Origin of the sequence: Streptomyces sp. NPDC091376 (assembly GCF_044757085.1) — a bacterium.
Classification (GTDB): Bacteria; Actinomycetota; Actinomycetes; order Streptomycetales; family Streptomycetaceae; genus Streptomyces; species Streptomyces pratisoli.
Genome location: NZ_JBIVUF010000039.1, coordinates 1 through 25,227 on the forward strand (window position 1 = coordinate 1; position 25,227 = coordinate 25,227).

Here is a 25,227-nt window from a genome sequence, read left to right on the forward strand (position 1 = left end):
CGGTGGCCGGAAGGGCGGACGCGGCGCCGAGAGCCAGGGCGGCGACGGCTATGGCGCTGGCCGCGGACAGTCTTCGCCGCGAATTACGCATCACGAACATGGAGGGGTCCTCCTCATGGTGGTGCGCTGCTGTGGGGGATTTCGGCAGGCACATGACAATGGCAACGCGGTGGGTGCCCGCGAGTCGCCATGCCGCAGCCGTCTGGAAAGACTGGCTGATCCATATAGAACTCACAAGAGCCATGACTGCGTATATTTCACCTTCTTATAGGCTTGGGTGGTCTTGGATCACTTGACGAAGTGCTGCAGTCGAGCGCGGAGTTGGTTCTTCCTGATGTGCTTCCGACGAGGCTTCGTGGGCCCGGACAAGCCGTGCACCGGATGGGTGTGGCCGGTCCCAGGCCGGGCGGAGGTGCGACGCTGACCGAAGGGCGCTCCGCGGGGTCACCTGGATGTTCTTGTCGGCCTTGGGCGGTCTCCGCGCGCGTGGAGGGATCGCGGCGTCGCCCTTGCTCGCCGGGCCTTGCGCGGCTCTGCCGGTAGTGCAAGGCCGCGCCCTCACAGGGCCCCGTCCGGCGTCGCCCCCGACCAGGCGCGCTTCCTTGCTGTGGGCATCAGCGCATGGCGCTGATGCCCCATGGGGCAGGCGAGTGGGAAGACTCCCCTGAAGCAGGCGTGCCGGCGCAAGAACCTTTATATGTTCTCCCTCGCTGCGAAGATCCACCTCACGGTTGTCCGTCCTGTCAACCGGCCGTGGCCCGCACCCAGATGGCATCAAAACCACGACCGAAGAAGAGGGACACAAGGATGGAAATGGCCGCCGAACAACCTGGACTGATCGACGAGAAATGTCCCCTGTGTTGGGAGGACCGTCCACTGTTCGCACTCTTCGCATGTGAGAGACAACAATGGGGTGGGCACAAATTCTGCGCCAAGTGTCTTTTGGGTCTCACATGGTCATGGTTCTCCCCGACGAACGCGGGATCGGGACGATCGGAGGGACAAGTCGCCTACTACCCGCGAGCCGTGTGCCCACTGTGCCGAGGGGATCTCGACGTCAGCGAGGAAACAGCACAGAAAATTTCGACAGAATTGCTAGACGCTGACCTGAGTGACATATTGGCAGATGGAGAATGGGAAGTCCCATTCAGAGAACTGATTGAATCAATTCCTCTGATCGACGTCACCCAGCTGATCGACACGCGTGACGCTGAGGCTGTTCCGACGCGGCTTCAGACCCTGCGGACTCTGCAAGGGTACGCAATACGGTCGAACTCCTCCGTCGGTCCAAACGCGGTTTTCGTCGATGCGGTCGACAGCATCTCCAAAAATCCTATAGGGCAAATAGTGTGGGGTTGGGGCAGATGGCAGGATGACGCCCGCATTCACCTCGAGAAGGTCACGCTCACCCAACAAGGGGAAGGATACTTTGACGTCGTTGCGCCAATTTGGTACGCCAGTTTCGGGAGAGGGTACTGCAGTTGGCATCGCTTCCGACTTCAATGGCACCACTCCGCACGCTGCTGGTACTTCAATCTGGACAGTCGGTGAGTGCGCCATCCGTGGACGTCGACCGGATCCGTTTGCGTGTGACCCACCAGCCGGATCCCCTCCGTCGGCCAGCACGCCGGAGAATCCGAGTGAGGCCGCGGCGGCGGTCATCGGCACCGCGCTAAGACGACGCACCGGCGGGTGACCAGCGCGCCCAACAGGCCTGGGAGCCGAAGCGCCGAGGGGACATTCCTGTCCGAACTTCGGAACAGACCAGTGCCGAGCCCTGACATGTTCCGAGTGACGGCCGGCGCGCCCAAAGAGTTCACCGGCGGGCCGGGCCCGGTACGGCACGGACCTCGCGACCGGCCGTGGGAACTGCCGTGGCGGTGGCGGAAGCGAGCCCGTCATCGGAAGCCGCACTCCTCAGGTTGTCCCCGCGTGAGCAGTCGGCTGACCGCGAGCGCTCTCCCGCCCCACTCGGCGAGGTCGGGACGGCTGCCACGACTCACCTCCCGCTACCCGTCACCATTCGGGACTCGGGTGGCGTTCGGGCGGTGCCCCGGCGAGGCGGTCGGGCACGAAGGCTCCCCGCGACTCAAAAATCCATGGGCGAGATCCCCATGTTCTCCCCGCTGGAAGCGGGCTTCCATTACGCGAGTGGAGCTCTATTCAAGACTCCGGCCGCATCGTCCGCAACACCCGGCAGTATTCAAAATTACAAGAAGAAGGATTCAATAGTGACGATAATGATCCAGGAGGCAACGGGACCGCGCGGCGAATGTCCGCTGTGCGGGGAGGTACGTCCTCTGTTCGCCCTGTTTTCGTGTGAGCAACATGAGCTGTGCGCGAAATGCCTTCTGGGGCTGACGTGGTCATGGTTCAGCCCGACCAACGCGGGCTCCGGTCCATTGGAAGGCCAGATCGGAGCCTACCCGCTGCCCGTGTGCCCACTGTGCCGCTCAGGGCTTGCTCGCGTCAGTGATGAAACACTGCAGCGTGTGTCGGAAGCGCTGGCGGAAACAGATCTGAGCGACGTACTGTTGGCCGAAGAATGGGCGATTTCTTTTGGGGAGCTCATCGAAGCAGTTCCTCTCATCGACAGATCACACAACGTTTCCATGCTGCATGCCACAACTCGATTCGGCGCACGCCGCGCCGCGCAAAGGTCCTCCGGAACCTTGGATCGCGAACTCGACAATAATGTCGTCGTCGGTCCGGATGCAGATTTCGCCGTTGCCGTCCGCAGCATCCATCGAAACCCGATCGAGAAAAGAGTATGGGGATATGGCAGATGGATACGAACGGCGCGCGTCAATCTTGCCGGGGTCACATTGAATCGAGCGCGTGGTGGATACTGCAGCGTGATCGTGCCGACCTGGTACGAGGGCACTGAAATATACAACTACGCCAATTGTGAACTTCGGTGGCACCCCTCTGCGCACTGCTGGTACTTCAACCACGACATGGCCTGATGCGTGTTCTCGTGATGTATTGCTGAAGAGAGCGGGCCCGCGCTCTTCAGCAACCCGCACTTCGCCACCGGGCCCTGACCCGCAGGCGAACGTCACGGCGGCCCGCCACGTCACGGCAGGCGCTGCTCCGTCCAGCCATCCGCCGGCGCCGTCCCGTCGAGGTCGAGCAGTGGGGTGTCCTGCCCATGGCCGGGGTATCCGCGTGATCGATGTCCACCGGAAACACCGTCACGAACGCTTTGCCACCGTGTCGAGCAGCAACGTCCGCGGAGCAGGTCAGCTCCGCCCGACCGGGTATCCACCGCTTGCATCCTGACCCTGGTGGGGCTTCGGCAACGCCCCAGATGTGGGGTTGTGTGAGTCCGACGACGACGGCGTCGAGGCCCGGCCGGGACCGTTGACAAAGATCCGCCGGAGCCGGAGGTCTTCGCTTCGACATCCACGATCCATCGATGGATCTGGCCGACCCTTCAGACCGGACCGGTCCGTCGCAACGCACAACCGGCACAACGAGAAGCCACCCCCATCGAGGGGTGGCAGAGTCACGGATTCGACGGACGTGCGGCGGACGACGGCGGCGGCCGGTGGACGGCGGCCTTCTCGAGGTCTACCTGCCGGCGATCGGTGGCAACCGACGGCATCAGGGGTGCCGGCGCGTCCAGGTTCCGTGCAAGCGCCGGCGCCGGACGGGAAAGCGTCGAAGCTCCGTTGAGGGCGCGGCCCTTGGGAAGCGGCTTCCCTCAACGGAGCTTCAACTATGAATTCAATGTATCGAAATTATGGCCTCGGGATCGCTCGAATTCTGAACTCTGCCCTGGCCCACGACTGTTCGGAGTGCTGTGTAGCCTCGCGAAACTTCAGTACCGTGACACGCGGGCTACCACCCTGGCGTTATCCGGGCAGTGGACATCCCCGTAGCGCACTTCGATCACGCTATGTACCTCCAAATCGGGGTAGAATGCAGTCGTTTCCCAGCTGTCGGTGACCGGCTGGCCCATATCGCCGCCGACGAGGAAGTACCCGGCCGGCTGCCTGGTTTCCGGGTTGTAGAGAAAGTACGTTCCGCCAGGGGTGAATTCCTCATCTGCGGAAACCTGGAGTAGATGGGTCTCCTGGCCTCCCCATCCCGGCGTAGAAACCCAGTGGAGATTGGTGATTACGGGATTCGCTGTCTGGAAGATTTCCATGGAACAAAACTATAGAACCGGCAAGATAAAGGCCTTGTAAATTAACGGAGTTGTCGAGGGGGTACTCCGGACGAGACTCGATGGCTTGATGGTCTAACGCGGATGGTTGATTCAAAACAGGTGAGCTTCCCTCTCATTGGAGGTTGTGCCATGGGTTGACGATGTGTCAAGGGGACCTGTCCGGCTGACCGGACTCATGAACCGACCAACCCAGTCAGCTGTTTGGGAACTGAGTTCGGGCGCGAGGCGAAGTCGCCTCGGCGAAGACCATGTAACCGAACGTTGCCGCGTGGAGGGAGGCGCACTCCGGCACGTGTTGCCCGACCTTGCGACACCGGATCCGGACGGCCACCGGAGTCGAAAGTCACCGTCAGGCGAAGTAAGAGAGCACCCGGGCACCCAGCCAATGCCGTTGTGGTCGATCCGGCCGGTGTACTCGTCGGGAGCTGATGTCTGTGAGTGAGCTGATCAGCTTCGACGGGGCCACCTTCTGTGAGTGGTGGACGGGATAAGTGTGCGTGAACGGCCGCTCCGTTGAACTCATGCAACTCCAGATGGAAGCCCGCGCGCACCTCGAGCATGGCCTCTTCGCACCACCCCAGCATGCCGTCATCGAAGATCGCGCGCCGATCCTTCGTGATGAGCGCCAAGCGCGCGTGACAGTCAGGACGACCTGACGGACGGTGCGGGATAGGGAGGTTGAGCTCCGGCGCAGTGACGCACACCAAGCGCTCTTGATCGATGCGAACCGAACGGAAGGGGGGTGTGGACACGGTGACCCGTGCGTCCAAGTTCCTCATGCCGGCCCGCTGTGGGCCGCAGATTACGGTGGGCCGGATCCTCGTACGGTGTCGCCAAGAAGGCCAAGGTCGTCGGCGTCCGGGTGCTCAACAACGCCGGCTCCGGCACCACCGCGCAGGTCGTCGCGGGCATCGACTGGGTGACGCGGAACGCCGTCAAACCCGCCGTCGCCAACATGAGCCTCGGCGGCGGCGTGGACACGGCGCTGGACACCGCCGTACGCAACTCCATCGCCTCCGGCGTCACCTACGCCATCGCGGCGGGCAACGACGGCGCCAACGCGTCCAACATCGCCGAGGTCAGCGACGAAACCGACCCCCGCAACCACAAAGGCCCGTGAGACCCAACCAATGGTGCGATGATCCCACCACGCTGTGATCGAAGGATCCGCGTACTTGGTCGCCCTGTGCCGCTACGGGTACAACAACCTCCCGGGCCCATGTGCCATGGCGTCATCGACAAGGCAGGCACAGTCCACTTGATCGAGTACGGCTGGCGACCGGCCGGCACGTCACCGGAGCCGCACCGGTCGGTGCCCCAGCCCGGCGTGCCAGGACAGGCGATGGGTCCGGTCGAGGTCGGAGTCATCGGACGGGCCGTGACCGATGGGCGGGTGTGTGGGCGCGAAGGATGCTCGCCAGTGGCCAGGGCGTAGTCGGGGGTCGCTCGCTCTTGCGTGGGACCAGGTATCCACGTACTGGTCATGTGCAGAGGTACGCACGGGTTCAGACACAGAGGCGGGGCACCAGCCGGATCAGTCTCCCCGACCCCCGCGCGCAGCACGTGGCCTGTGGCGGCTTCCTTGTCGCAACGGGCGCCGTCGCGCAATGTCGTCAGCCTGGGTTTCGAATGGTGAGGAGAATCTGGTCGGCACGGTGGAGGGAGTCTGCGTTCTCGTGGCCGTGTCCTGGGACGCTGCACGCTGTTGCGGCGAGCTGCGGGCGATGACCCTTGAATGGGAGATCAGTGGGGCGCAGGCGGCGCAGACTTCCTCCACCGTCCACACCTGGGCGACGGCCGGATCGTGGCGCAGGATCAAGACCACGTTCCCGCTGCAGAGGACCTTGGCATCTTCGTGGGCGGCGCACTGTGTGGTGCGGCAGCGGCAAGCCGCGTTGGGCCGGACAGTGGCCGCCCTTGCATGAGCGGCTGCGTGCTGGGCGGCGAATACACGAAGGCCGCCGACGTCGCGGGAACGCGACGGCATCCGGCACGCGGCGGTGCTACAGGAGACTGTCGCGGATCGGTCACCGTGACCAGTCAGGCGGACGGTCCAGGACCGCCCGGGGACACGGTGGGTTGTGGATGGGGCATGAGCCATGGTCATGGGCAATCTCAGTTCGCTGAGGGCAAGGGGACACGGGACTGGGCTTGGGAGGTGGGCTCCTGCGCGGGCTGACGGGCTCGGTAAGCGGGAACCCGTCCGGGCGGATCTCGGACATGACGATCCGCGACGCGTACGGCAGGCGGCGCAGGACCGCCAGGACCGATCTTGACCGGTGGGAGCGATACGCGTCGGGCACGTGGCCACATCTGCTGAGGGGAAGTGTGCGCCCCACACGATGCCGTTTCAAGAGCCTGGAGACTCAGGCGAGTTTGCGGGCTGCCCCTTCGATTGCCTCTGTGACCAGGGCGGGCTGGGAGACGGGGATAGCGTGGCTGGCGTCGATGGTGAGGGGGTTGGCCCCCAGCCGGTCGATCATCCACGTCTGTGTTTCTGGTGTGACTAGCCGGTCCTGCGTGCACAGGACATACCAGGAGGGCAACCTGCGCCAGGCGACCGGGCCCGACATCTCCGTCAGACAGGCCTCTGCCACGGGTTTCTGCGACGCGGCCATCACACGTGCCTCGTAGTCGGGCACGTCGGCTGCGAGGACATCCCGAAACCGCTCCCGCGGCAGGGTGAGAGGGCCCTCCGCATCGGCCAAGGCCGCGTGGAGCCAACCCGGCGAGAAACGACTCATAGCCTCGAGAGCGGTCTCCCCCTCCGCTGGAGCCGCAGCAGCAACGTAGACGAGGCCTGTGACCTGGCTGGACCCGTGCGCGGCGCCGGAGATGACCGCACCACCGTAGCAATGCCCGACCAGTATGGTCGGTCCTTCCTGCCGAGCCAACACACGTCGGACCTCAGCCACGTCATCAGTGAGAGAGCTGTGGGGGAGTTGCACAGCGGTGACGTTGTGGCCACCCTCTTGCAGGCCTTCGGTGACCAGGCGCCAGCTCGACCCGTCAACCCACAAGCCGTGCACCAGAACAACATTGGCCATCTCGCGGTTTACTCCAGATCTGAGACGAGAACGAAGATCACTGGAATGTTGCGGAGGCCTTGCGTGGTCCGCAAGTGCTGCGCGACGCAGGCAGGAAGACCGTCCTTTTCAGGCAGTCGGCGGGGACGGGCGCCTGCCCGATTGACCCCTACAGGGCGCCCACGGTCCTTGTCTCGCAGCGCCCGACATCAAGTTCCATGACTTTGACCGTGTCCTGCTGCTCGCCGGGCATCGAGGCCGTCTGGGCGGCAGCGTGCACGGAGTGCCCACGAGGGGTGTCTCATGGCGATGAGTTGATGGGCGTCCGGAAGAGCCCGTTGGCGGCCGTGATGATGCCGCCCTCCCCGGGAAGGGCCGGGCATGGTGGGACCGGTGCCCCGGGCCGGGACTACCTGCCGTCCCCGCGAGCGGGACACGCGCCGCCCCGACGGGCGGTCATGGATGATCTGGAGGCTGGCTTCCTGTGTTCGTTCCGGCATGCAGATGTCCATGGGGAGGGCGGCGGGACGGAGCACCACCGTGAGAGCGACGGTTTCGGCCAGAGCGGTGGATTGCTGGCGGTGTGTCCTGCTTGCCGGCAATCAGTGTCCGGATTGGCGTCGGTGTCCCGGCGGAGTCGGCCGTCGTGGCCTGTCGTGAGGCCTTGGTGGGCGCCTCGCGACGGCGCGGACCAGGGTGCCGCTAGTGGTGGCGGCCGCGAAGAGGCCGAGTGAGAGGTTGCGGTACGTGTGCAGCGGGGCTTCCGGGATGCCGGGTCCGGCGAGGGGCAGAACGACTGACACCACCGCGGTCGGGATGAGAGCGAGCAGGGCGGTACGGGCACCTACGCGCAGGGAGAGCAACAACAGCACCCCGGTGTGCGCGAGCAGTGCCGCGCCGGCTGGCAGGGGGCAGGGCCGGGGGAGCGGAAGACGCCGCTGTTCACAGCGTTGATCACGCTCGATTTGGGCCCCGCCGTCCGTCCGAGCGAGATGGCGATGGATTCGTCTGCTGTGTCGGCTATGCCGCCTTGCGCGATGGTCCGGAGGCGGCGGTTTCCACCGCCTGGTGGGGCACATATGCCTGCGCCGCGCGTCCGTGCACTCACGCATTCCGGGCTGGCCCACGGCCGGCCGTCAGTGCCACCGTGTCGTCGCCTTACCGACGTAGACCGCTTCAAAGACGTTGAATCCCCATTTGGTCAGCCAGTCGGCATCCTGGAGGGGCCCGCACACTTCCCGCCGCCCGCCGCCAAGACCTGGGTCCAGGTACAGCGCTCCGTCGGCTGTCCTCAGCACCGCCACTGCATGACCGAAAAGACCCGGACCCGTAATATTTACCCGGTATATGTCACCCGGTCTCGTGTGGTTCATGAGGTTCGCCAGTTCGTCCTTCCCTGAGCAGCGAGCACCTTCGCCGTACATGCTCCGGCTCATGGATTCGCTGAACGTGCCGGCTTCGGGAAGCGTGGACGGAACAGTCGGACTCCCCTTCAGGGACTCGATGACGCAATGGGTGAGAAGCGCGCACCCGGAGCCACTGAATCCGAGATCCAACGCGCTGTTTCGTATGGCCTTCGCGATTCCATCGGCCGTGAACCAGCGCGGATCGGCCAGGTCGCCAGGAGTCGTCGAGTGTTCGTCCAGGTAGCGCATGGCCGGGGAGCCCGGAAGCGCCACCCCGATGAGTAGATGGTTGATCATGTAGACGAATTCGTCGCGAATGGCGTCAATGATCTCCTGGGTGGCATCAAGGGGTGCAGGCATATGGGCTGCGGATTGCGGAAGTGTGCATCCTGGAGGGGCTGACAGTCGGAGGGTGTCATAGCGTTCGACGAGGTTCCACATCGTCTCCCTGTCTCTCTGGATGCAGGGGTGCAAGCCGTCGATTTCGGCCACAAAACCTCGAAGTTCCTCCAGCATCTCCTCTTGATCACGGTGTGGAAATTCAAAACTCTGCGCCAAACGGGCTACGAATTCGACTATGCGCGCCAGGTGTTGCCAGACGGCGACACCGCGTGGACCTTCGTGTCCCTCTCCGAATGGGTCGAGTAGATAGGTTATTCGATCTATATGGCACGAGAGGTCTTCGCATTCGGAGCCGTGGCAGTTGTGTACGTCTGGGGAGAGCTGTCGCGATGCGAAGGCGGTGCAAAGGCGGGATGCCTCCTCCAGGCATGCCCCTATCTCGCCCGCGTAGAATTGTGCGCATTTCTGTTCGTCTTCGGTGAACCTGACCATGGTTCTGCCTCCAGCAGTCATTCGGCGCATTTTCCCGCGCGGTGAACATAGCCAGTGGGGAGTTCACGGTCGAGACGTGGAACGAGCAGTGCATTCGGACGAATGGGCAGACTTTCGGGAAGCCCTCTGCCTGGTCCGTGACCGACGTCGTGTCCGGTATCAGGGGAATGGTTCCGCCTGGCGGGCTCAAGCGATGCCAGGTCTCCTGCCAGGCCGGTCGCCGCGGACGTTGCTCGTCCCCGGGTGGGCATCCAGCATCGGGCGTTGCGGGTCGCCGACGGCCCGGGCAAGTGTGCCGGCACGTCGCGGCGCACTGGTGCCCCGTTCCGCTGGCCACGCAGGCGTGTACCCGGGCGTGGCCCTCCAAGGTGGTCTGGTCGCCGTGGACCGCGGTGACGCGGACGGGCCATGGTGCGGGGACGGTCCGGGGCGAGATCCAGGGTGACGCGCAGTGCGGCAAAGATCCGGTTCATAGTCCGGCTCGGCGGTGCCGAGGGATCCCTGGTCCGGAGGTGCTTGCCGGTCAGCGTGGTGAGGTCGACGGTGGCTCTTTGTGCTGGGTGCCGTCGGCGCATGAGGACCGGTCGTGCCGAATCCAGGCCCCGCGGGGGACGCCGAAGCGGTCGAGGAGGGGAGTACTGTCCCAGTGATCACAGGGAGCCGTTCGGCTGTTCCTCTTTGGGCGGGTCTACCGGTTCCCGCGCCCCGGCACCGGTGTTGGTGTCGGAAAGGGCGAGGGCCTCGCCGGCCACGCGGGTGTCCACGACTGGGAGTCCCAGGGCTGTGAGGAACGATCGCGTCAGCACGATGTTCTTGCCCAGGTTTATGTAGTCCATCGGGCGCTCCTGTTCGCTGTATGTGATCCGTGAGCCGGGGATCCTCAGGACGGTCCGCTGGTGCTCGGCCTCACCGCCGTGAGGCTCACGTTCGCCTCGCCCCGTGGACGCTCCGCGAGTGAGCGAGGTCGTTTCCGTGCGGGTCGGTCACGTCGCCCGGCGGGGCTGGCTGGCCGACGGGGGCATGATCGCCGCCTTGCCGTTCGGGGCTCCGCTGGCGTGCCGTGGGCAGGTCGCCCTGGCGCGGATACCCGGAAGGGGCCCTCCAGCGGGCCGCCCTGGCGCGGACGTGACCTCGCCGCGACCGTGTCTTCGCCGATCTGGACTGTGCTGTACGGGTCTACTCTCGGACTGGCTACCGTCGGGCGTGAACCCGGGCGAGCGGTTGCCGTGCAGCCGCGCATGCTCCTCATGTCGCGGACGATCTCCGGCTGAAGCTTGTCCTTTTGAGTTTTCGGGGCCGATCCATCGACAGGTACGACGTTATGCGGGGGTATCTCGAGCGAGGATCCTGTTTCCGGTTCGGTGTGCGGGGGATTGCCCCTCCCCCGGTTACAGGAGCGGTGGGGGGCTGTCCGGCGGGGCCACCGTCGCGGCCAGGGGCCGAGGTGCTGGTCACAGCCACTTGTCGATGTGCGGGAGTTCCGCGGGCGGCGCCGCGCTCGTCGTCGTGCGGGAAGCGGCCACCGCGCGTCTGCACGCGATTGGCGGCCGGAAGCGTTGGTCGCCCCTCGGGCCCGGCCGGCCTTCGTGCGATAGGCGGGAGTGAGGGACAACCTCGCGGGTGCCCGTCCTTGCTGGCCCGCGGTCCACTGCGTCAGGGTGCGGTGAACTGCGGGCCAGGGAGGTGGCCCGGGCGTGCCCGGGCCCTTGTCACAGGTCGAACTCGTGCGGTGGAAGGCCCAGCGCGTAACAGGCTTTGCGGACCATGTCCCGCTCGGTCTCGTCGAAGTCGCCGTCGGCGCCGCCGATGACGATGCCAATTTGGATGACCGCGCGGGCCTCGGTGGGTTTCCTCTTGACCTTCGCGACCTCTTGGAGAACGCTGACCTTGCCGAAGTCGAAGTCAGTGGTGAGCTTGATGAGATTGTCCTCGAACCGTTGCCGCAGGTCGTCCGCCACGAAGTTCTGGAGAACTTCGTTGGTTGCGATCAGCTGAGCGACTCGCCGGCGTTCTGAGGGATCGATCGTGCCATCCGCTGCGGCCACGAGAGCGCAGATGGCCATGCTGGCGTCTCGGAAGGCGCCGCTTTTGAGGTCGTTCTTCTTGACATTGAGATGGGACTGCATCGTCGATGCGGATTCTCTTACTTTGTCCCACAGGGTCATGGCTTTTCCCTTTGTGTGTATGAGTGTTATGCGTTGGGCGTTGGTTGCGATGCGCGTCAAGGAAAAATTCGACGCCGATCCCGATTTCGGATTCTCGGGTGGGGTGATGCGATTTCGCCCGGCGGTGCTGCGTCCGGTGGACCGGAAAATGTGCGGTGCACGGGTGGGCAGGTGAGGCTCGTCGCCGTGGCGGGCGCAGGTCCCGGCGCTCGGGTGGGGTTGTCCGCTTCGGGTGCCCGGGTCGGCGAGGTGCCCCCCGGGGATCCGGGTCATGGAGGACGCGACAGTCGTCAGCGCTGTGCCCGGACTCGGCCCGATCTCAACGGACGCTCTGGCGGGGCGACCGGCCACGCGATGATCATGAAGCCTTGGAGTCAAGCTCTGGACCCCATGAGCGAAAACATTTCCGATCTGTTGCCGGGCGGCAGGGGCGTATCCTTTTCTGATCGCGCCGATGTTGCGAGCAAAATGATCACCAAGACACCCCGTAGCCTTCTGGAATATATTCGCCGCGAATATATGGGTGCGAGGATGTGGATTCCAGTGCCACTCGGATGTGTATACGGGTGCTTTTCGGGGAGCGAGAGGTACTACTACCTTCGGTCCGGGGTGGGAAATCGGGAGGTCGAGAGGCGGTCCGTTGAGGAAGCGGTCGGGACGGGTCACGCCACACGGGCGGGTGAGCCGGTCGTGAATGGTGGTTCGAGTAGCCCGCGGCGCACCGACAGGTGCCCCGACCGCGAACGACGAGGATGTGCCCGTGCGGTGATCGGCTCGCCCGTCGTCTGGGAGATCTGGGTGGGTGTGCGGCTGCTGCCGTGCCGGCACCACAGGCGCCCCTGACCGGCTGTGGCGCATCCCGCTACCAGGCGCCGACGCAGTTTGCGCCGCGACGGACCGCGGGGCGCTCCCTCGCTGCAGGTGAGCCCCGCGGTCGTGAGTGATCCGGGTACGCGCCCTGCCCGTGCGGCGCTCCTGGGAATTTCACCACGGTCGTGACACCGTGCCTTGCTCTGGGGGATGTCTTGTTGATGCGTTGCGGAGCTGGTGCCCTCCCTTGCCTGGAAAGGGGGAGGGCGCCAGCAAAGGCTACGGACGCGGGGCCGCGTGGCGGTGTGGTCTAAAGCCGTTCCGGCCGCGTCCGGCGGGAGGGTCTAGGTGCCGATACCGGTGGATGAGTCGAACAGGATGGTTCCGTCCGGGCCGACGGCTCGGGCCTGCCGGGCGCCGGGCCTGTAGAAGAGCAAATCGTCCCATCCGTCGCCGGAGTGGTCAGCGGTGGCGATCCGGTCGGCCGCCACCCGCAGGTCCCAGTGGCCGAATCCCCCCGTACTCCTCAGCACGGGTTTGAAGGCACCGGCACCGTCCGGCTGGATAATGAAGAAGACGCCCTTGCCCGGGCGGTAACAGATCAGGCCGTTCTTGCGGTCGGGGGTGCGCCACGGGGTGATCACGTCGTTGGGCTCGGCCAGGTCGTATCCTCCGAGGCCGGAGCCGGATTCGTAGACCTTCGTGAAGCGTCCGTCCCCGGTGCTGGTGTACATGTGGACGGTCCTGGCTCCCGGCCGGTAGAAGACCAGGGTGGAGTGCTTCCCGTCGCCGCTGGGGTCCCAGGCGAACACTTGGTCGGCCGGGCTGCGGAGATCCCAGCTCTGGAAGCCGCTCCCGGATGCGGAGACACATGTGAAGGGGTCACCGGGAGCACCGGGTCTGTAGGCGAGTATCCAGGCGATCGAGTCGCCGGGGCGGTAGCAGAGCAGGTGGTCGACCTTGCCGCTGCCGGTGAGGTCGAAGGGCACGATCCGGTCGCGGGAAGAGCGCAGGTCGTAGCCGCCAAGGCCCGTCTGGCTCAGGACCGTGCGGGGCGTTCCGCCCTTGGCTCCCCTGGGGTTGACGATGTGGACTGTACCGACGCCGGGGCGGTAGCAGATCAGGTGATCAGCCTTGCCGCTGCCGGTGAAGTCGAAGGGCACGACCTGGTCGGCGCCGCTGCGCAGGTCGTAGCTACCCAGACCGGTGCCCTGGTAGATCGCCTGGTAGCCGTCCGAGCCCGGACTCAGGATGTAGGCGGATCCAACACCGGGGCGGTAGCACAACAGGTGGTCCTTCATGCCGGTGCCGCGGTAGTCGAAGGGCACGATCCGGTCGGCCATGGACGCCAGGTCGTAGGGGCCGGAGGAGCGTCGTGCCCCGATGGCCACGATGAGCGCGGCGCCGTTGGGCAGGATCGCGATACGCACCTGCCCGGCGGCGAACTGGCCGACCGAGGGCGGACCGGCGAGGGGCTGCCAGGCGCTCCACGCATCGGGCTTGCGGATGCTGTACCAGACGTTGCCGTCGAGGCCAACGACGACGAGGTGCGCGGTGCCGTCGGGCATCCCCGTGATCGCGGTCGAACTGGCGGCCATGCTGGGGGCGTTCACGCCGGCCGGGGTGCGGAAACCGGCCCAGGACCCGTCAAGGGCGCGGACCTGGTGGTAGAGGAGGCCGTCGAGGCCAATGGCCGCCACCTGCGACGACCCGTCGGGCATACCCGTGATCGCCAGTGCGGAGCCGTGGAAGAGCGGGGCGCCGTGGGCGCCGGGCACCTGGCTCCAACCGCTCCAGGCCCCATTGGCCCTACGGATGCTCAGGTACATGGCGCCGTTGCCCGCGAACGACACGACCTGTGCTGTCCCGTCGGGCATGGCGGCGACGGCGACCTTGACGGCGGTCCAGTTCTGAGCGCCGTTGTTTCCCGGCACCGGCACGAATCCGGTCAGCGTGCCGTCCGCTCGGCGGGTCTGGTGGTAGAGCGTGCCGTCCATGCCTGTCGCCAGTACCTGGCTCGTGCCGTCCGTCATGCCGGCGATCGCGGCTTCCCGGAAGGTGTCATCGGCACGATGCCCGGGGCCGGCCAGTTGCTCCCAGTCTGCCCACTCGCCGTTCTTGTCACGGACGGTCAGCCACAGCTTGCCGTCGGAGGCGACGCCCACGACCTGAGTGGATCCGTCGGGCATGCCGGCGACCGACGCCTGCGAACCCAGGAAGGGGGAGAGGGCGCCTGCCCCGGTCGGCTCCATATCCGCCCAGGCGCCATCGGCAGCCCTGACGGTGTGGAAGAACCTCTGGCGCGGATTGGGCGGGGCGGGGTCCTTCCCGCCCGTCCCGGGTAGCGGGTCGCCGAACCAGACGGGATTGCTGAGAGCGACCATCTGGTCGAGCGTCGTGGTGCCGGGCTTGGGCCGGCGCACCTCGGCTCTCGCGAAGAACGACGCCTTTCCCCATCCCCGCCAGTCCAGTTGACCGGTGCCGTTGGCTCCCACCTGCGCGGCGGCCATGAGCCCCCACTCGGTGTGCAGCGTGAGAATCGATCCAGGTGCCCCGGTGACCCGCGCCGCGACGTCGACCGCGTCGAAGAAGGAGACGGGGAGACCGTCACCAGGCCCTGCCTGCCTGCTGCCGCACCGTGCCGTGACGGAGAGCGTGACCTCGCTGGACTCGGCGAGATAGGACCTGCCCCGGCGGACGTTGTCCAAAATGGCGGCGCGGGAGAGTGAGGGGGAGTGCACCACGGTGTGCGGCGTGGCGACGTCACCAGCGGCGTGCGCGTCACTATGGCCGACCGCGGCGATGCGCTTGCCCGTGCGCATCATCAGGTCCCACCACGCCACGGTGGCGGCATCGTCCAACGTCCAGGGACCACTCCACACCTCCATCGCGTCGATGTGGTCGTAGCCGAACGTCCACAGCGAGCCAGGCCCCGGCGTCAGGGGATGAGCCGCCACCACGATGCCCCCGAGGGCGCGCACCCGGTCAGCGCGTCGGGTGAACGCTCCCGCTTCCGCCGGTGAGTAGCGCCAATCCACCCATTCGCCCTGGGGCAGCCCCAGCGCAAGCCAGTGACCGTGTCTGGTGGTGACCTCCTCGCCGTTGATGACCAGCAGGTCCGAGGGAATCTCGCCGTTCCAGGACAGCCCTGTGGAGCTTGTGTTGTGATCCGTTGTGGCGATGAACTGCAAACCGGCTCTGCGGGCACTTTCCACGAGCTCCGCGATTCCCGAGCTCCCGTCGGAGTGCACCGTGTGCGTGTGCATGTCCCCCCGGTACCAGCCCTCTCCCCGGCCGGGGACAGCGGATGGCAGCATGGCGAACACCGGCTCCTGCGCAGGCTCGCCGTACTCGAGGGTGATCCGGACTTCCCACCCCATGCCCTTGGGGTCGTAGACGATCGGCCCGAGCGCCACCGACCACTTGCCGGGTTCGATCTGGCCGCGGATATATCCGGGCGTGGCGTCCGAACTCGAGAGAGCGAAGTCCCGCCGCGCGCCACCGGACCACCCCCTGAAACCCGACGGGGCGAAAACGCCAATATCCAGCACGTTCTCCAACAGGCCCGGGATGACGACATACGACTCAAAGGATGTGCTGACCGAGACGCGGCCGACCCCGGCCGGCACCTGGAAATCGACGTACGCCCACTGATCGAACCCGTATGGCGACCGTCCCTGGCGGATGGTGGTCACCGTGCTGCCCCGCTCACCCCCGGCACCTGCCGTGATCGTCCGGGCATGGGCCACCTCGGCGGGGAGCATCGCGGCCAGGCCACCGGCGGCGAGAATCGCGCCGCGGCGTAAGACATCACGGCGACTGCTTGCGGGCGCGTTCGGCGAGCGGCCGTTTCTTCCCATCTCGCCTTGATCGGGACTGTCCTCGCGGAATCGGTGCACAGCGCTCCTTCCGGGGAATGGGAACGTAGGCCCGCATTCGTATCATGTTCACGCCAAAACGTGTACTGCCGTGACGAGGGTCGACCTCGCGCGCTGGCACACGAAACAGCCATTTCCGGTCACCCCTCCAACCCTCTGCCATACGAGCAGCCTTCACCGGCGAGCGAACCATTTCCGACAACCCCGAGGCCCGGCCACGCCGCTCCCAGCGGCGGCGCCACCGACCCTCATCAAAGGACGGTGACAGCGACACAACAGTCACTTCGGGAGGTTGAGCCCGATCATGACCGCTGAAACCGGGGCCGCGTCCCCCATCTCGCGATCCCAGGACCGATCAGGGCCCACACCCGCTCGCGCGGGGCGAGCGCGCTCACCCCCTGGGATCCACTGCCGCTCCGTGAAAGACCGCCGCATCGTCCGCCTTGGCGCGGAAGCCTCCTGCCCACACACAGCCGCGGCAGACCGAGTACGGGGCTGCACGGGTGATCTCGGGCCGCCCCGGCGCGCTCGCCCACTGACAGGACTCCGCCGCGACTGTGAATCTGATCCGCATGAATGACCGAGCCGGCCCGCGCTATGAGGCTACGAGGGAACCCACCTCGACAGATTCCGAACCCACACGCCACACGCCAGTGACGAACAGCTCCGCGACCCGGGCTTGCCCGTTGCACCCTCAGCAACGCGAAACGCATGCAACGGCCACCAACTCCGCCCCAGAACCCCCTTTTGGAACACCGCCCCGCGCTGACAGGGCCAGCACCTCACGACGCACCACCCACACGACCACGACACACGGCCACACGCCACGCCCCCGACAACGGCATGGCGGACACCCCCAAAGCGCCGTACCAACACACCGACGGCACCGAAGGCGGCCCGGGCACGACCTTCCCGCGCACGGACTGCCGGCCTTCCGGAGGCTCAGCCGATGACGCCCACCGGCCCCACTCCCCTGGACGCCGCGCCACCGCCCCCCAACCGGCGACGCTGGCCCGTCGCCTCCTGGCTCCCCGGTTACAAAAGGACCGAGCTCCGCGGTGACGTGCGGGGAGCACTCATCGCATGGGCCTTGATCGTGCCGGAATCCGTGGCTTACGCGCACATCGCCGGCGTGCCACCGCAGAACGCCTTCTACGCGGCCCCCCTCGCCTTGATCGCCTACGTTCTCCTCGGCTCCTCGCGCTACCTCATCGTCGGCGCCACCTCAGCCGCCGCCGCCCTGTCCGGAGCCACCGTCGTCGGCCTGACCGGTGGCGACCCGGCCCACGCCGTTGCCCTGTCCTCGGCGCTGGCCCTCCTCACCGGCGTCCTGCTGCTCGTCGCGAGCTTCGCCCGGCTGGGCTTTCTTGCCGACTTCGTCGCCGAACCAGCCCTCGTAGGCTTTCTCTTCGGCATGGCGCTAACCATCATCATGGGCCAGTTCGGCAAGCTCTTCGGCGTCCCCGCCGGTCAAGGCGACTTCTTCGAGAACATGATCCGCGTACTGTCCCAGGCCGAGGCCTGGAGTTGGGCCACTGTCGCAGTCGGCGCGGCGGCCCTGTTGGCGCTTCTTCTGCTGGGGCGATTCACGCCCAGGCTGCCGGCCTCACTGATCGTGCTGGCCCTGGGCATCACCGTCTGCGCCCTATGGAACCTGGGCGACCACGGAGTTGCGGTCGTCGGCGACGTGCCCGCCGCGCTGCCCACCCTGGCATGGCCCGACGTGTCGCCCGACGAATGGCTCACCCTCCTCGGCGGCGCATGCGGCTTGGCGCTAGTGGCCTTCGTCGAGAGCTACAGCATCGCCGCCGGCCTGAGCCGACGACACGGCAAAGGCGTCGACGCGGGACGCGAAATGGCCTCCCTCGGCGTCGCCAACCTCGCCGCCGGACTCGTCCGCGGCTTCGCCGTGTCAGGCAGCGCCTCCCGGTCAGCGGCCTCCGAAGCCGCCGGGGCCCGCAGCCCGATGACCTCCGCTATCGCCGCCACCCTCGTCCTGCTCACCGCGGCCTTCCTCACACCCGTCTTCACCGACCTGCCCGAACCCGTTCTCGCCGCCATCGTCATCGTCGCCGTCCGCAGATTCCTGCGAGTCGCGGAACTGCGCCGCTACTGGCACCACGACCGTGCCGCCTTCGCCGTCGCCACCGCCGCGCTGCTGGGCGTACTGATCTTCGACCTGCTACCCGGTCTCCTCCTCGCGGTAGCCCTGTCCCTGGCCCTGTTCATCGGCTCGGCCAGCCGACCACACCTGTCCGTACTGGGCCATCGCCCCACCGGACAATGGGGGGACATCGCCGAGCACGCCAACGCAGTCCCCACTCCCGGCCTGCTTGTCCTGCGCCCGGAAGGCGCACTGTTCTTCGGCAACACCGACCGCGTCAAGCAGCGAACCCTCCAGCGGGCCGTTGAACACGACCCACGCCCCGATGCCATCATTCTCGATCTCGGCGCCAGCTATCGCCTCGACCTGACCGTGCTGGACGCACTGGAAGCGTTGCGCCAGGACCTGGCGCGGCACGCCATCGCCCTCCACCTGGCCCGAGTGCGTGCCCACTCCCGTCGCACTCTTGATGCCCACCCGCTCGGGCCAGGCCTCGGGCCGGGACACGTCCACACCAGCGTGGAAGGCGCCGCCGACGCCGTTACCGAGACCGGTGAGCCTCGGTAACGGCCGTGGAGGACCGCAAGATCCCGTCCAGCACGGCATGTCCCCGACACGCGCGTCAACGAACTCGGCCGCTGACCAGGACGCCTGGTGACCAGGAGGCGGGCCTGCGGCCCGACGGAGCGCGCTCAGCCTCGGCTGACAACCCCGCTCACTCATCGACCGACGATGATGAATTGCCCTCTGAGGTCGTGGACGAATTCAGTGTGCTCACTCCCATCGCTTGGGTTGCAAATCGTCACCCGGACAGCTTCGTTGACATTATCGAACTTCCTCCCATGGCATCCATGGATTATGTACCAGTGAATTCCGTATCCGTACATAATGACTTTTCCGGCGTCCAGCGCTTGGGCTACCTGCTGTCCGGATATCTCCACCTGGACGCCGACCTCGAGCCGGGCAGCGAGAGCCATGGCGAAGCCCCAACGGCCTTCCTGAAGGGGCGGTCGAAAGGATACGGACAGCCGTTTGCCGGAGAGGGAAAGCACCCGCGCATGCCACCGGTATGGAACCCTCGATGGGGCTTCCGGAGCCGGCGGGACTTTCGACCCTTGTCGATCGCATGTCTTGGGACGCGTGGCCGGAGGCGACCGAGTCGACGCTGTCGGGACCCCGAATGCCTCGGCCGACGTCCGCCGGACGCGTCACCCGCGACCGTCACCACTGCGCGAGCGCTCACGACAAGTCGGCCGCGGTGCCGGATGCGGGCAAGCAGCGATTATCAGCGCGACAGCCGGCGCCCCCGCGAGTGGGACGTCCCCACGCTCGGGCGGGGCGGCCGCATCCGGCGCTGACTCCTCGGACACCGGGCGCCGTGCGTGCCGGCCCTCGTCAGCGTGGTTGCCTCCTACGTTCCTGGGCGTCTGCACTCTCCGAGCTGCATCACCCGGTCCGGGGCCGCCGGGGAACAGAGGCTGGCTCGGTCGTCTTCAACAGATCAGCCTGTGGCCATTCGTCTTCGAGGGCCTCGCCCCGGCATCCTCCCCTTGATCAAGTCGAACCTGTACCGCAGGCGGCGTTGTGCGCTTGCACCCCACCCGAACGTGAAACACGCATCCGGCGGTTGCGTTGTAGCGACCGAAGCCGCAGTACTCCATGCGTGTAGAGCTGCGTGGTGTCGGCCGGACCGACCGGGGCGTCTCAACAGTGCCGGTGGACGATCGGTGATGTTGGTTCGTGGCGAGAAGAGGATGGCACATGGCGAAGAGCGCGGAAGTCGGAATGGATCGACGGTCCGTGCTGGGGGCCGCGGGCGTGCTCTCCGTTTCGGCGGGGATTGTCGCGGTATCTCCCGGCTCGGGCAGTACCGGAGCTGCCGCCTCGAGCAAGCCGCGACCTGACGACGAGTGGTGGGAGCCGCGCAGCGTTCCCGTGGAGGATGGGTGGCTGGCGAAGCGGTTCTCGCAGGGAGACGATGGTGAACGCCTGAGCGACCCTGAGGCGCACTTCTCCGGGGACGGATGGGTACGAGCGCGTGTTCCAGGAACCGTGCTTGCGACGCTGACGGAGCGAAGGCTTGTCCCCGACCCGTACTTCGGGCTCAACAACCTGAAGATCCCCGATGCCGGGGAAGTGGGCATCGGCGAGTACACCTACTGGTTCCGCACGGGCCTCGACGTTCCGAGGAAAGCAGGCGGCGGGGGCGCGGGGCGGATCTTTCTGGACCTACGGGGTGTCAACTACACGGCGGACGTGTACGTCAACGGACTAAAGATCAATGACCAGCCGTTGGCTAGTATGTTCCTGCGTCACAGGCTGGACGTCACAAACGTTGTGCGGCCGGGTAGGAAAAACGTACTGGCTGTCTTGGTTACCCCGCCTGATCCGCCAGGGGACCCTCGCTCAGGGACTGGCGAGTTCGAGCCTGCGGGATCCAGTTGTCAGGGCGGGGACGAACTCATTGGACGCAGCGTCGTTAACCAGGTAAGCGCGGGTTGGGATTTCTGGCAGCCCGTCCGGGACCGCAACACCGGGCTCTGGGACAAGGTCAGCCTCCGTCTGACCGGGCCGCTCGTGTTCGAGTCCGATCCCCACATCACCACCACGATTACCTGGCAAGGGCAAACCGCCTCGCAGGCGACCGTCAGCGTGAGCGCATCCGTGCGTAACACAACCTCCACTGCGCTCCCCGCCCGGCTGAGAACGCGTTTGGGATCACGAGAGGTCGAAGGCGACACCGTCCTGGTCGGTCCCGGTCAGCCGGCCACCCTGACCGCCTCGGTGACAATCCACGACCCGCGCCTGTGGTGGCCGCACGGCTACGGCACCCCTCACCTGTATCGGGCCACCATCGACCTCGTCAGTGACGGCAGAACCTCGCAGAGCTACCGCGCCTCGATCGGTATCAGAGAGGTCTCCTCCGCGGTCGACCCCGTCACGCAAGGACGCGAGTTCACCGTAAACCGGACACGGATCTTCATCCGGGGTGGAGCGTGGGTAGCCGCCGACGCCCTCCTCAGACTGTCGGCCCAGAACTACGATGACCAGGTCAGACTCCACCAGCAAGCCAACCTGAACCTGATCCGGGTGTGGGGCGGCAGCATCAGCGAGCGCCCCGAGTTCTACCAAGCCTGCGACAAGTACGGTGTGCTGGTGTGGCAGGAGTTCTGGATCACGGCCGACTGCAACACTGGATCCGACAACCCTGCCGACCCGCAACTGTTCATCGAGAGCGCTCGAGACACGGTCCGGATGCTGCGCAACCACCCCAGTCTGTGCCTGTGGGTCGGCGGGAACGAGGGCCCCCCTCCCGGCGACCTGGACAATGACCTCGCAACGCTCATCCAGACGGAGGACGGGACCCGCCCCTACGTCTCCTTCTCCACCGATCCAGCGGCCGGACTGGGAACCTCCGGACAATTCTCCGACGGCCCCTACGGGATCCTCTATCCGAGCCAGTTCTTCGACGGCACCTGGACCGTCCACCAGACAAGCGCCGGCAACCCGCTTCCCTTCACTCCCGAGACAGGCTCAGTCGGCACCCCTGTCGCCGAAACCATCCGCGAGATCATGACCAAGGCCGACGCGGAAGACTTTCCGCAGATCACGGTGGACACCTGGCCACCCAACCAAGCCTGGTACTACCACCTGTGGATCCCCTTCTTCAACGGTGACGGCAGCACGAAAGACCAACTCGTGCTCTACGAGCAGCCGGCGACCCTCGAGGAATTCTGCGAACAGGCGCAGGCCGCGCAATACCTGCAGTACAAGGCGATGTACGAAGGCCGTAACGCCGCCATGTGGACCTGGTACACCGGTGGCGTCATCTGGCGTTCCGCCCCGGGCTGGACCGGGCTGCGCGGCCAGCTCTACGACTGGTACCTCGAACAGACAGGTGGATACTGGGGCGTCCGCAAGGCCGGCGAGCCCCTCCACCCCCAACTGAACCTCAGCAACCTCGACATCGCCGTCGTCAACAACACCCGTCAGGCCAGCGACCCCGCGAACCTGACCATCACCGTCGTCGACGCGGACGGCCGCATCGACGACGACAAGACCCAGACACTCAGCGTCGGCCCCATCCCCGCCGCCACCCCGCAGGTCGTCACCAATCTTGCCAGCGTCCTCGACCTCAATACCTTCTACCTGGTGAAACTACAGCTTCACGACAGCGAGGGCGCCCTGATCAGCGACAACACCGACTGGCTCTACAACGCCCCCGGCCCTCAGCCGGATCTGGCCTACGCCCCCCTTCGTGCCCTCGCCCCCGCACGCGTCAGCGCACACGCCGACGCTAGACGACGGGAGGAGGAGACCATCGTCGACCTCACCCTGCGCAACCGCGGCGACGTCATCGCGTTCCAGGTCCGCGTTCAGCTCTTCGCCGGTCACTCGGACGAGCGCCTCACCCCCCTGTTCCTGACAGACAATTACCTCACCCTGCTGCCTGGCGAGACCAGGACCATCCAAGCCCGCTTCCGCGAGCCCGATCGAAAGCGGACCCGCCTTCGCATCACCGGCTGGAACACCGTTCTCAAAGACTCAGGGCACATCCCGATTCGCTGGGACGACGACCACGACCGGCGGTGAGCCCCGGCGTGCGGGCCGCAGCTGCTCCACCGGCGATTCCGCCGCCCCGGACACGGTGCACCACGAGACCGACTGGAGATCGTCCAGGCACCGCGGAGCGGGGATATCGATGTCCCCGCCCGAGAGGAGCATTCCGACACAAGGCCGAACGTTCCGGCCCACCCGGGGGTGCGTAGGAGAAGGAGCGCGTTGTCCGCTGGCCGGTCCAGCGGACAGGACGGTGAAGCGAAGCGTGTGTGGGCCGGTCCCCGCGGATCAAGCCCGTCCAGGGCACGCGATCTTGCGACGGTGAGTCTGCATCAAGGAGATGACCTGGGCGCCTGATGGACAAGTCACCTGGGACTTCGGAGACCGAGACGAACGTTGCGAGGTGGGTGGCCGGACACGAGACCTTCGCCCCCGGCCTCACCCTGAGGGACGAGAGTGGCCCACCGCGGATTTCACGATGGGCCACTCTCGTGGTCAGTCCGGTTCGTGGCAGCGACGAATCCCGCGACCCGGGGGAGCGAGGGAGCCAGGTTGATCGTGAACGAACCCCCCTGATGCGGGCTGGGCCTTGCCATGCCGGGGTCGATGCGGGCAAACCGCCCCCGCAGGCGGGGAATACGGCCCGGAGCCGCCCGCATCCGGAGGTGACGGCGTACGCCGGGGCGACCGGACGAGGACCGGCATGGGATGGAGAACGACGCTGCTGGTAGCCCCGTTGAGTCAGCCGAATGCGGTGGTGGGGGTGTTTGAGGTGCCAGTTGGTCATCTTGCGTTTGATGACGCGGGGGTTGGCGCGTCGTCTGCGGGGTGGGAGGAGTCGTTCCAGCAGCTCACGGATGGTGCGGGTCAGGGCTTGGCTGAGTCGTGAGGGGGGAAGTGCCGCCTGGTCGGTGACGTGGCGGCGGGCAATGCGAAGGGTGCGAGTGAAGGAGAGCCGGTCGGGGTCGAGACCGGCTTGGTGAGCGGTCTGGTGCATGACGTCCCGCAGCGCGTGGTGGACGAGGAAGAAGCCGTAGATTTCCTGCTCGACGCCGTCGGGGTACTGGGAGCGCAGGACCAGCTGACGGCCGCCTTGGTGAGTTCTGATCTCGTCCAGGGTGTTTCCGATCGCCCAACGCTGGTGGTAGAGGCCGGCCCGTTCGGTGGCGGGCGCCTGGTCCGGGTCACAGATGGTCGTGATCAGCCGGTAGACCGTGTCACCGTTCTCGCTGCCGAGGGTGTACTCGATGACGCGGACCCGGGCCGGATCACGGCGGCCGCGGTCGCCGGTGGCCACGATCTCGGACAGGTAGGAGCCGTCGTCGAAGGCCTTGAGGACCGGGAGCGCGATGTTCTTGCGGACACGCCACAACAGGTCCGCACCCGTGCCCGAGGCAGCCCTCCACAAATCGAAACCGGTGATGCCGCGGTCGGCCATCACGAGCATCCCGGGCTCGAGCCGACCCAGCAGGTCGGGAATGAGTTGCTGTTCATGCACGCAGCGCGGACCGGTCTGCGCTGCGAACACCGCGTGCGTCCCGCATTCCACCAGGGCGGCAACTCTCACCTGCGGATACGCGCTGCGGCGCTGTCCCCGGCCCGAGCCGGGACGGCCGAAGAACATGCTGTTCGCCTCGGTGTCCGGGACATCGAAGACCGTGCCGTCCACCGCGACCAGCCGCCACCGCCGATACCAGGAGCCAGCCGTGTCCTCGGCGGCCACCGGCTGGCACACCCGCGCGAACAACGCCTTCAACGGCTGGGGCCCCAACCGTCGGCGGGCTCTGCCGATCGCCGCCGTCGTCGGCACCCGCCACGGCTTCTCCCACTGCCGCACCCGCTCCGGGCCGTGTGTCAGCAACCGGGCCACTTCCTCGTAGCCCTGCCCCGAGAACAGGCACATCGCCAGCACGAAAAGCACCACCACCCGGGCCGGAACAGCCGGGAACGCTGTTCCCGGCGCCCGCAGTCCGCGATCACCTCATCCACCAGCTCGGGCGGAAACACCCGCGTCAACACACCCAGAGCGATCCGGTCCGACAACCGCTCACCCGACGACCTCACCTGTCCAGGCCTTGGCACATCACAACCAACGACCAACAAGACCCAAAGCCGCCGGTATTGTCCATAGAGGGTGTTCGATGCCGTTTCAGGCTGCTGCGGGCGGTTTCGGGTGGAGGTATTGCCCGACTTTGTCCGGGTCGGCGGTCAGCCGGTTGGTCATGGAGTTGACCATGGCCCAGTGGATCATTGACCGGGACCGGGTCGGC

The 25,227-nt window shown here is 66.3% G+C and carries 10 protein-coding genes and 2 pseudogenes; 4 read left to right on the forward strand and 8 right to left on the reverse strand.

Translation table 11 applies throughout. The features are described from left to right. Nucleotides 1-2,099 precede the first annotated feature (2,099 nt). Complete coding sequence (locus ACIQMR_RS37280) at nucleotides 2,100-2,966, forward strand: hypothetical protein (protein WP_401397324.1); 867 nt, start codon at nucleotides 2,100-2,102, stop codon at nucleotides 2,964-2,966. 857 nt (nucleotides 2,967-3,823) lie between these two features. On the opposite strand, the gene ACIQMR_RS37285 is transcribed toward ACIQMR_RS37280, so the two are convergent. Continuing rightward, on the reverse strand, nucleotides 3,824-4,153 hold the full coding sequence (locus tag ACIQMR_RS37285; protein WP_401397327.1) for a hypothetical protein: 330 nt from the start codon (nucleotides 4,151-4,153) through the stop codon (nucleotides 3,824-3,826). A gap of 832 nt (nucleotides 4,154-4,985) precedes the next feature. Here ACIQMR_RS37285 and ACIQMR_RS37290 point away from each other — a divergent pair. Further along, nucleotides 4,986-5,294, forward strand: a pseudogene (locus ACIQMR_RS37290) (S8 family serine peptidase); the annotation flags it as partial. Between the two features lie 1,246 nt (nucleotides 5,295-6,540). On the opposite strand, the gene ACIQMR_RS37295 reads toward ACIQMR_RS37290, so the two are convergent. From ACIQMR_RS37295 to ACIQMR_RS37315, 5 genes are all read right to left on the reverse strand, one after another. Beyond that, nucleotides 6,541-7,221 (reverse strand): alpha/beta fold hydrolase, encoded by a 681-nt coding sequence (locus tag ACIQMR_RS37295; protein WP_401397330.1) that lies wholly within the window; start codon nucleotides 7,219-7,221, stop codon nucleotides 6,541-6,543. 1,115 nt (nucleotides 7,222-8,336) lie between these two features. Then, a complete protein-coding gene (locus ACIQMR_RS37300) occupies nucleotides 8,337-9,122 on the reverse strand; it encodes a hypothetical protein (protein ID WP_401397332.1) in 786 nt (261 codons plus the stop codon). Nucleotides 9,123-10,090: 968 nt separating this feature from the next. Further along, on the reverse strand, nucleotides 10,091-10,276 hold the full coding sequence (locus tag ACIQMR_RS37305) for a hypothetical protein (protein ID WP_401397335.1): 186 nt from the start codon (nucleotides 10,274-10,276) through the stop codon (nucleotides 10,091-10,093). Between the two features lie 873 nt (nucleotides 10,277-11,149). Continuing rightward, the gene (locus ACIQMR_RS37310; protein ID WP_401397337.1) at nucleotides 11,150-11,605 is read right to left on the reverse strand and encodes a tellurite resistance TerB family protein; all 456 of its coding nucleotides are present in this window, start codon (nucleotides 11,603-11,605) and stop codon (nucleotides 11,150-11,152) included. A 1,154-nt stretch (nucleotides 11,606-12,759) separates the two neighbouring features. Next, on the reverse strand, nucleotides 12,760-16,275 hold the full coding sequence (locus tag ACIQMR_RS37315; protein WP_401397340.1) for a CehA/McbA family metallohydrolase: 3,516 nt from the start codon (nucleotides 16,273-16,275) through the stop codon (nucleotides 12,760-12,762). A gap of 967 nt (nucleotides 16,276-17,242) precedes the next feature. On the opposite strand from ACIQMR_RS37315, the gene ACIQMR_RS37320 reads away from it, so the two are divergent. Continuing rightward, nucleotides 17,243-18,964: a SulP family inorganic anion transporter gene (locus ACIQMR_RS37320; protein ID WP_401397343.1), complete on the forward strand. Its 1,722-nt coding sequence runs from the start codon at nucleotides 17,243-17,245 to the stop codon at nucleotides 18,962-18,964. A 152-nt stretch (nucleotides 18,965-19,116) separates the two neighbouring features. Here the strand turns inward: ACIQMR_RS37320 and ACIQMR_RS37325 are convergent, their stop codons facing one another. After that, the gene (locus ACIQMR_RS37325; RefSeq protein WP_401397346.1) at nucleotides 19,117-19,374 is read right to left on the reverse strand and encodes a hypothetical protein; all 258 of its coding nucleotides are present in this window, start codon (nucleotides 19,372-19,374) and stop codon (nucleotides 19,117-19,119) included. A 784-nt stretch (nucleotides 19,375-20,158) separates the two neighbouring features. On the opposite strand from ACIQMR_RS37325, the gene ACIQMR_RS37330 reads away from it, so the two are divergent. Further along, nucleotides 20,159-22,990 carry a glycosyl hydrolase 2 galactose-binding domain-containing protein gene (locus ACIQMR_RS37330; RefSeq protein ID WP_401397349.1) on the forward strand — a complete coding sequence of 944 codons (2,832 nt, stop codon included), beginning with the start codon at nucleotides 20,159-20,161 and terminating at the stop codon, nucleotides 22,988-22,990. An 856-nt stretch (nucleotides 22,991-23,846) separates the two neighbouring features. Here the strand turns inward: ACIQMR_RS37330 and ACIQMR_RS37335 are convergent. Next, nucleotides 23,847-25,039, reverse strand: a pseudogene (locus tag ACIQMR_RS37335) (IS4 family transposase); the annotation flags it as partial. Nucleotides 25,040-25,227 lie beyond the last annotated feature (188 nt).

Excerpts from the sequence above, each read along its gene's own strand:
- ACIQMR_RS37280 (WP_401397324.1), top strand. The coding sequence starts at position 2,100 with ATGGGCGAGATCCCCATGTTCTCCCCGCTGGAAGCGGGCTTCCATTAC.
- ACIQMR_RS37285 (WP_401397327.1), bottom strand. The coding sequence starts at position 4,153 with ATGGAAATCTTCCAGACAGCGAATCCCGTAATCACCAATCTCCACTGG.
- ACIQMR_RS37295 (WP_401397330.1), bottom strand. The coding sequence starts at position 7,221 with ATGGCCAATGTTGTTCTGGTGCACGGCTTGTGGGTTGACGGGTCGAGC.
- ACIQMR_RS37300 (WP_401397332.1), bottom strand. The coding sequence starts at position 9,122 with ATGCTGGAGGAACTTCGAGGTTTTGTGGCCGAAATCGACGGCTTGCAC.
- ACIQMR_RS37305 (WP_401397335.1), bottom strand. The coding sequence starts at position 10,276 with ATGGACTACATAAACCTGGGCAAGAACATCGTGCTGACGCGATCGTTC.
- ACIQMR_RS37310 (WP_401397337.1), bottom strand. The coding sequence starts at position 11,605 with ATGACCCTGTGGGACAAAGTAAGAGAATCCGCATCGACGATGCAGTCC.
- ACIQMR_RS37315 (WP_401397340.1), bottom strand. The coding sequence starts at position 16,275 with ATGGGAAGAAACGGCCGCTCGCCGAACGCGCCCGCAAGCAGTCGCCGT.
- ACIQMR_RS37320 (WP_401397343.1), top strand. The coding sequence starts at position 17,243 with ATGACGCCCACCGGCCCCACTCCCCTGGACGCCGCGCCACCGCCCCCC.
- ACIQMR_RS37325 (WP_401397346.1), bottom strand. The coding sequence starts at position 19,374 with ATGGCTCTCGCTGCCCGGCTCGAGGTCGGCGTCCAGGTGGAGATATCC.
- ACIQMR_RS37330 (WP_401397349.1), top strand. The coding sequence starts at position 20,159 with ATGGCGAAGAGCGCGGAAGTCGGAATGGATCGACGGTCCGTGCTGGGG.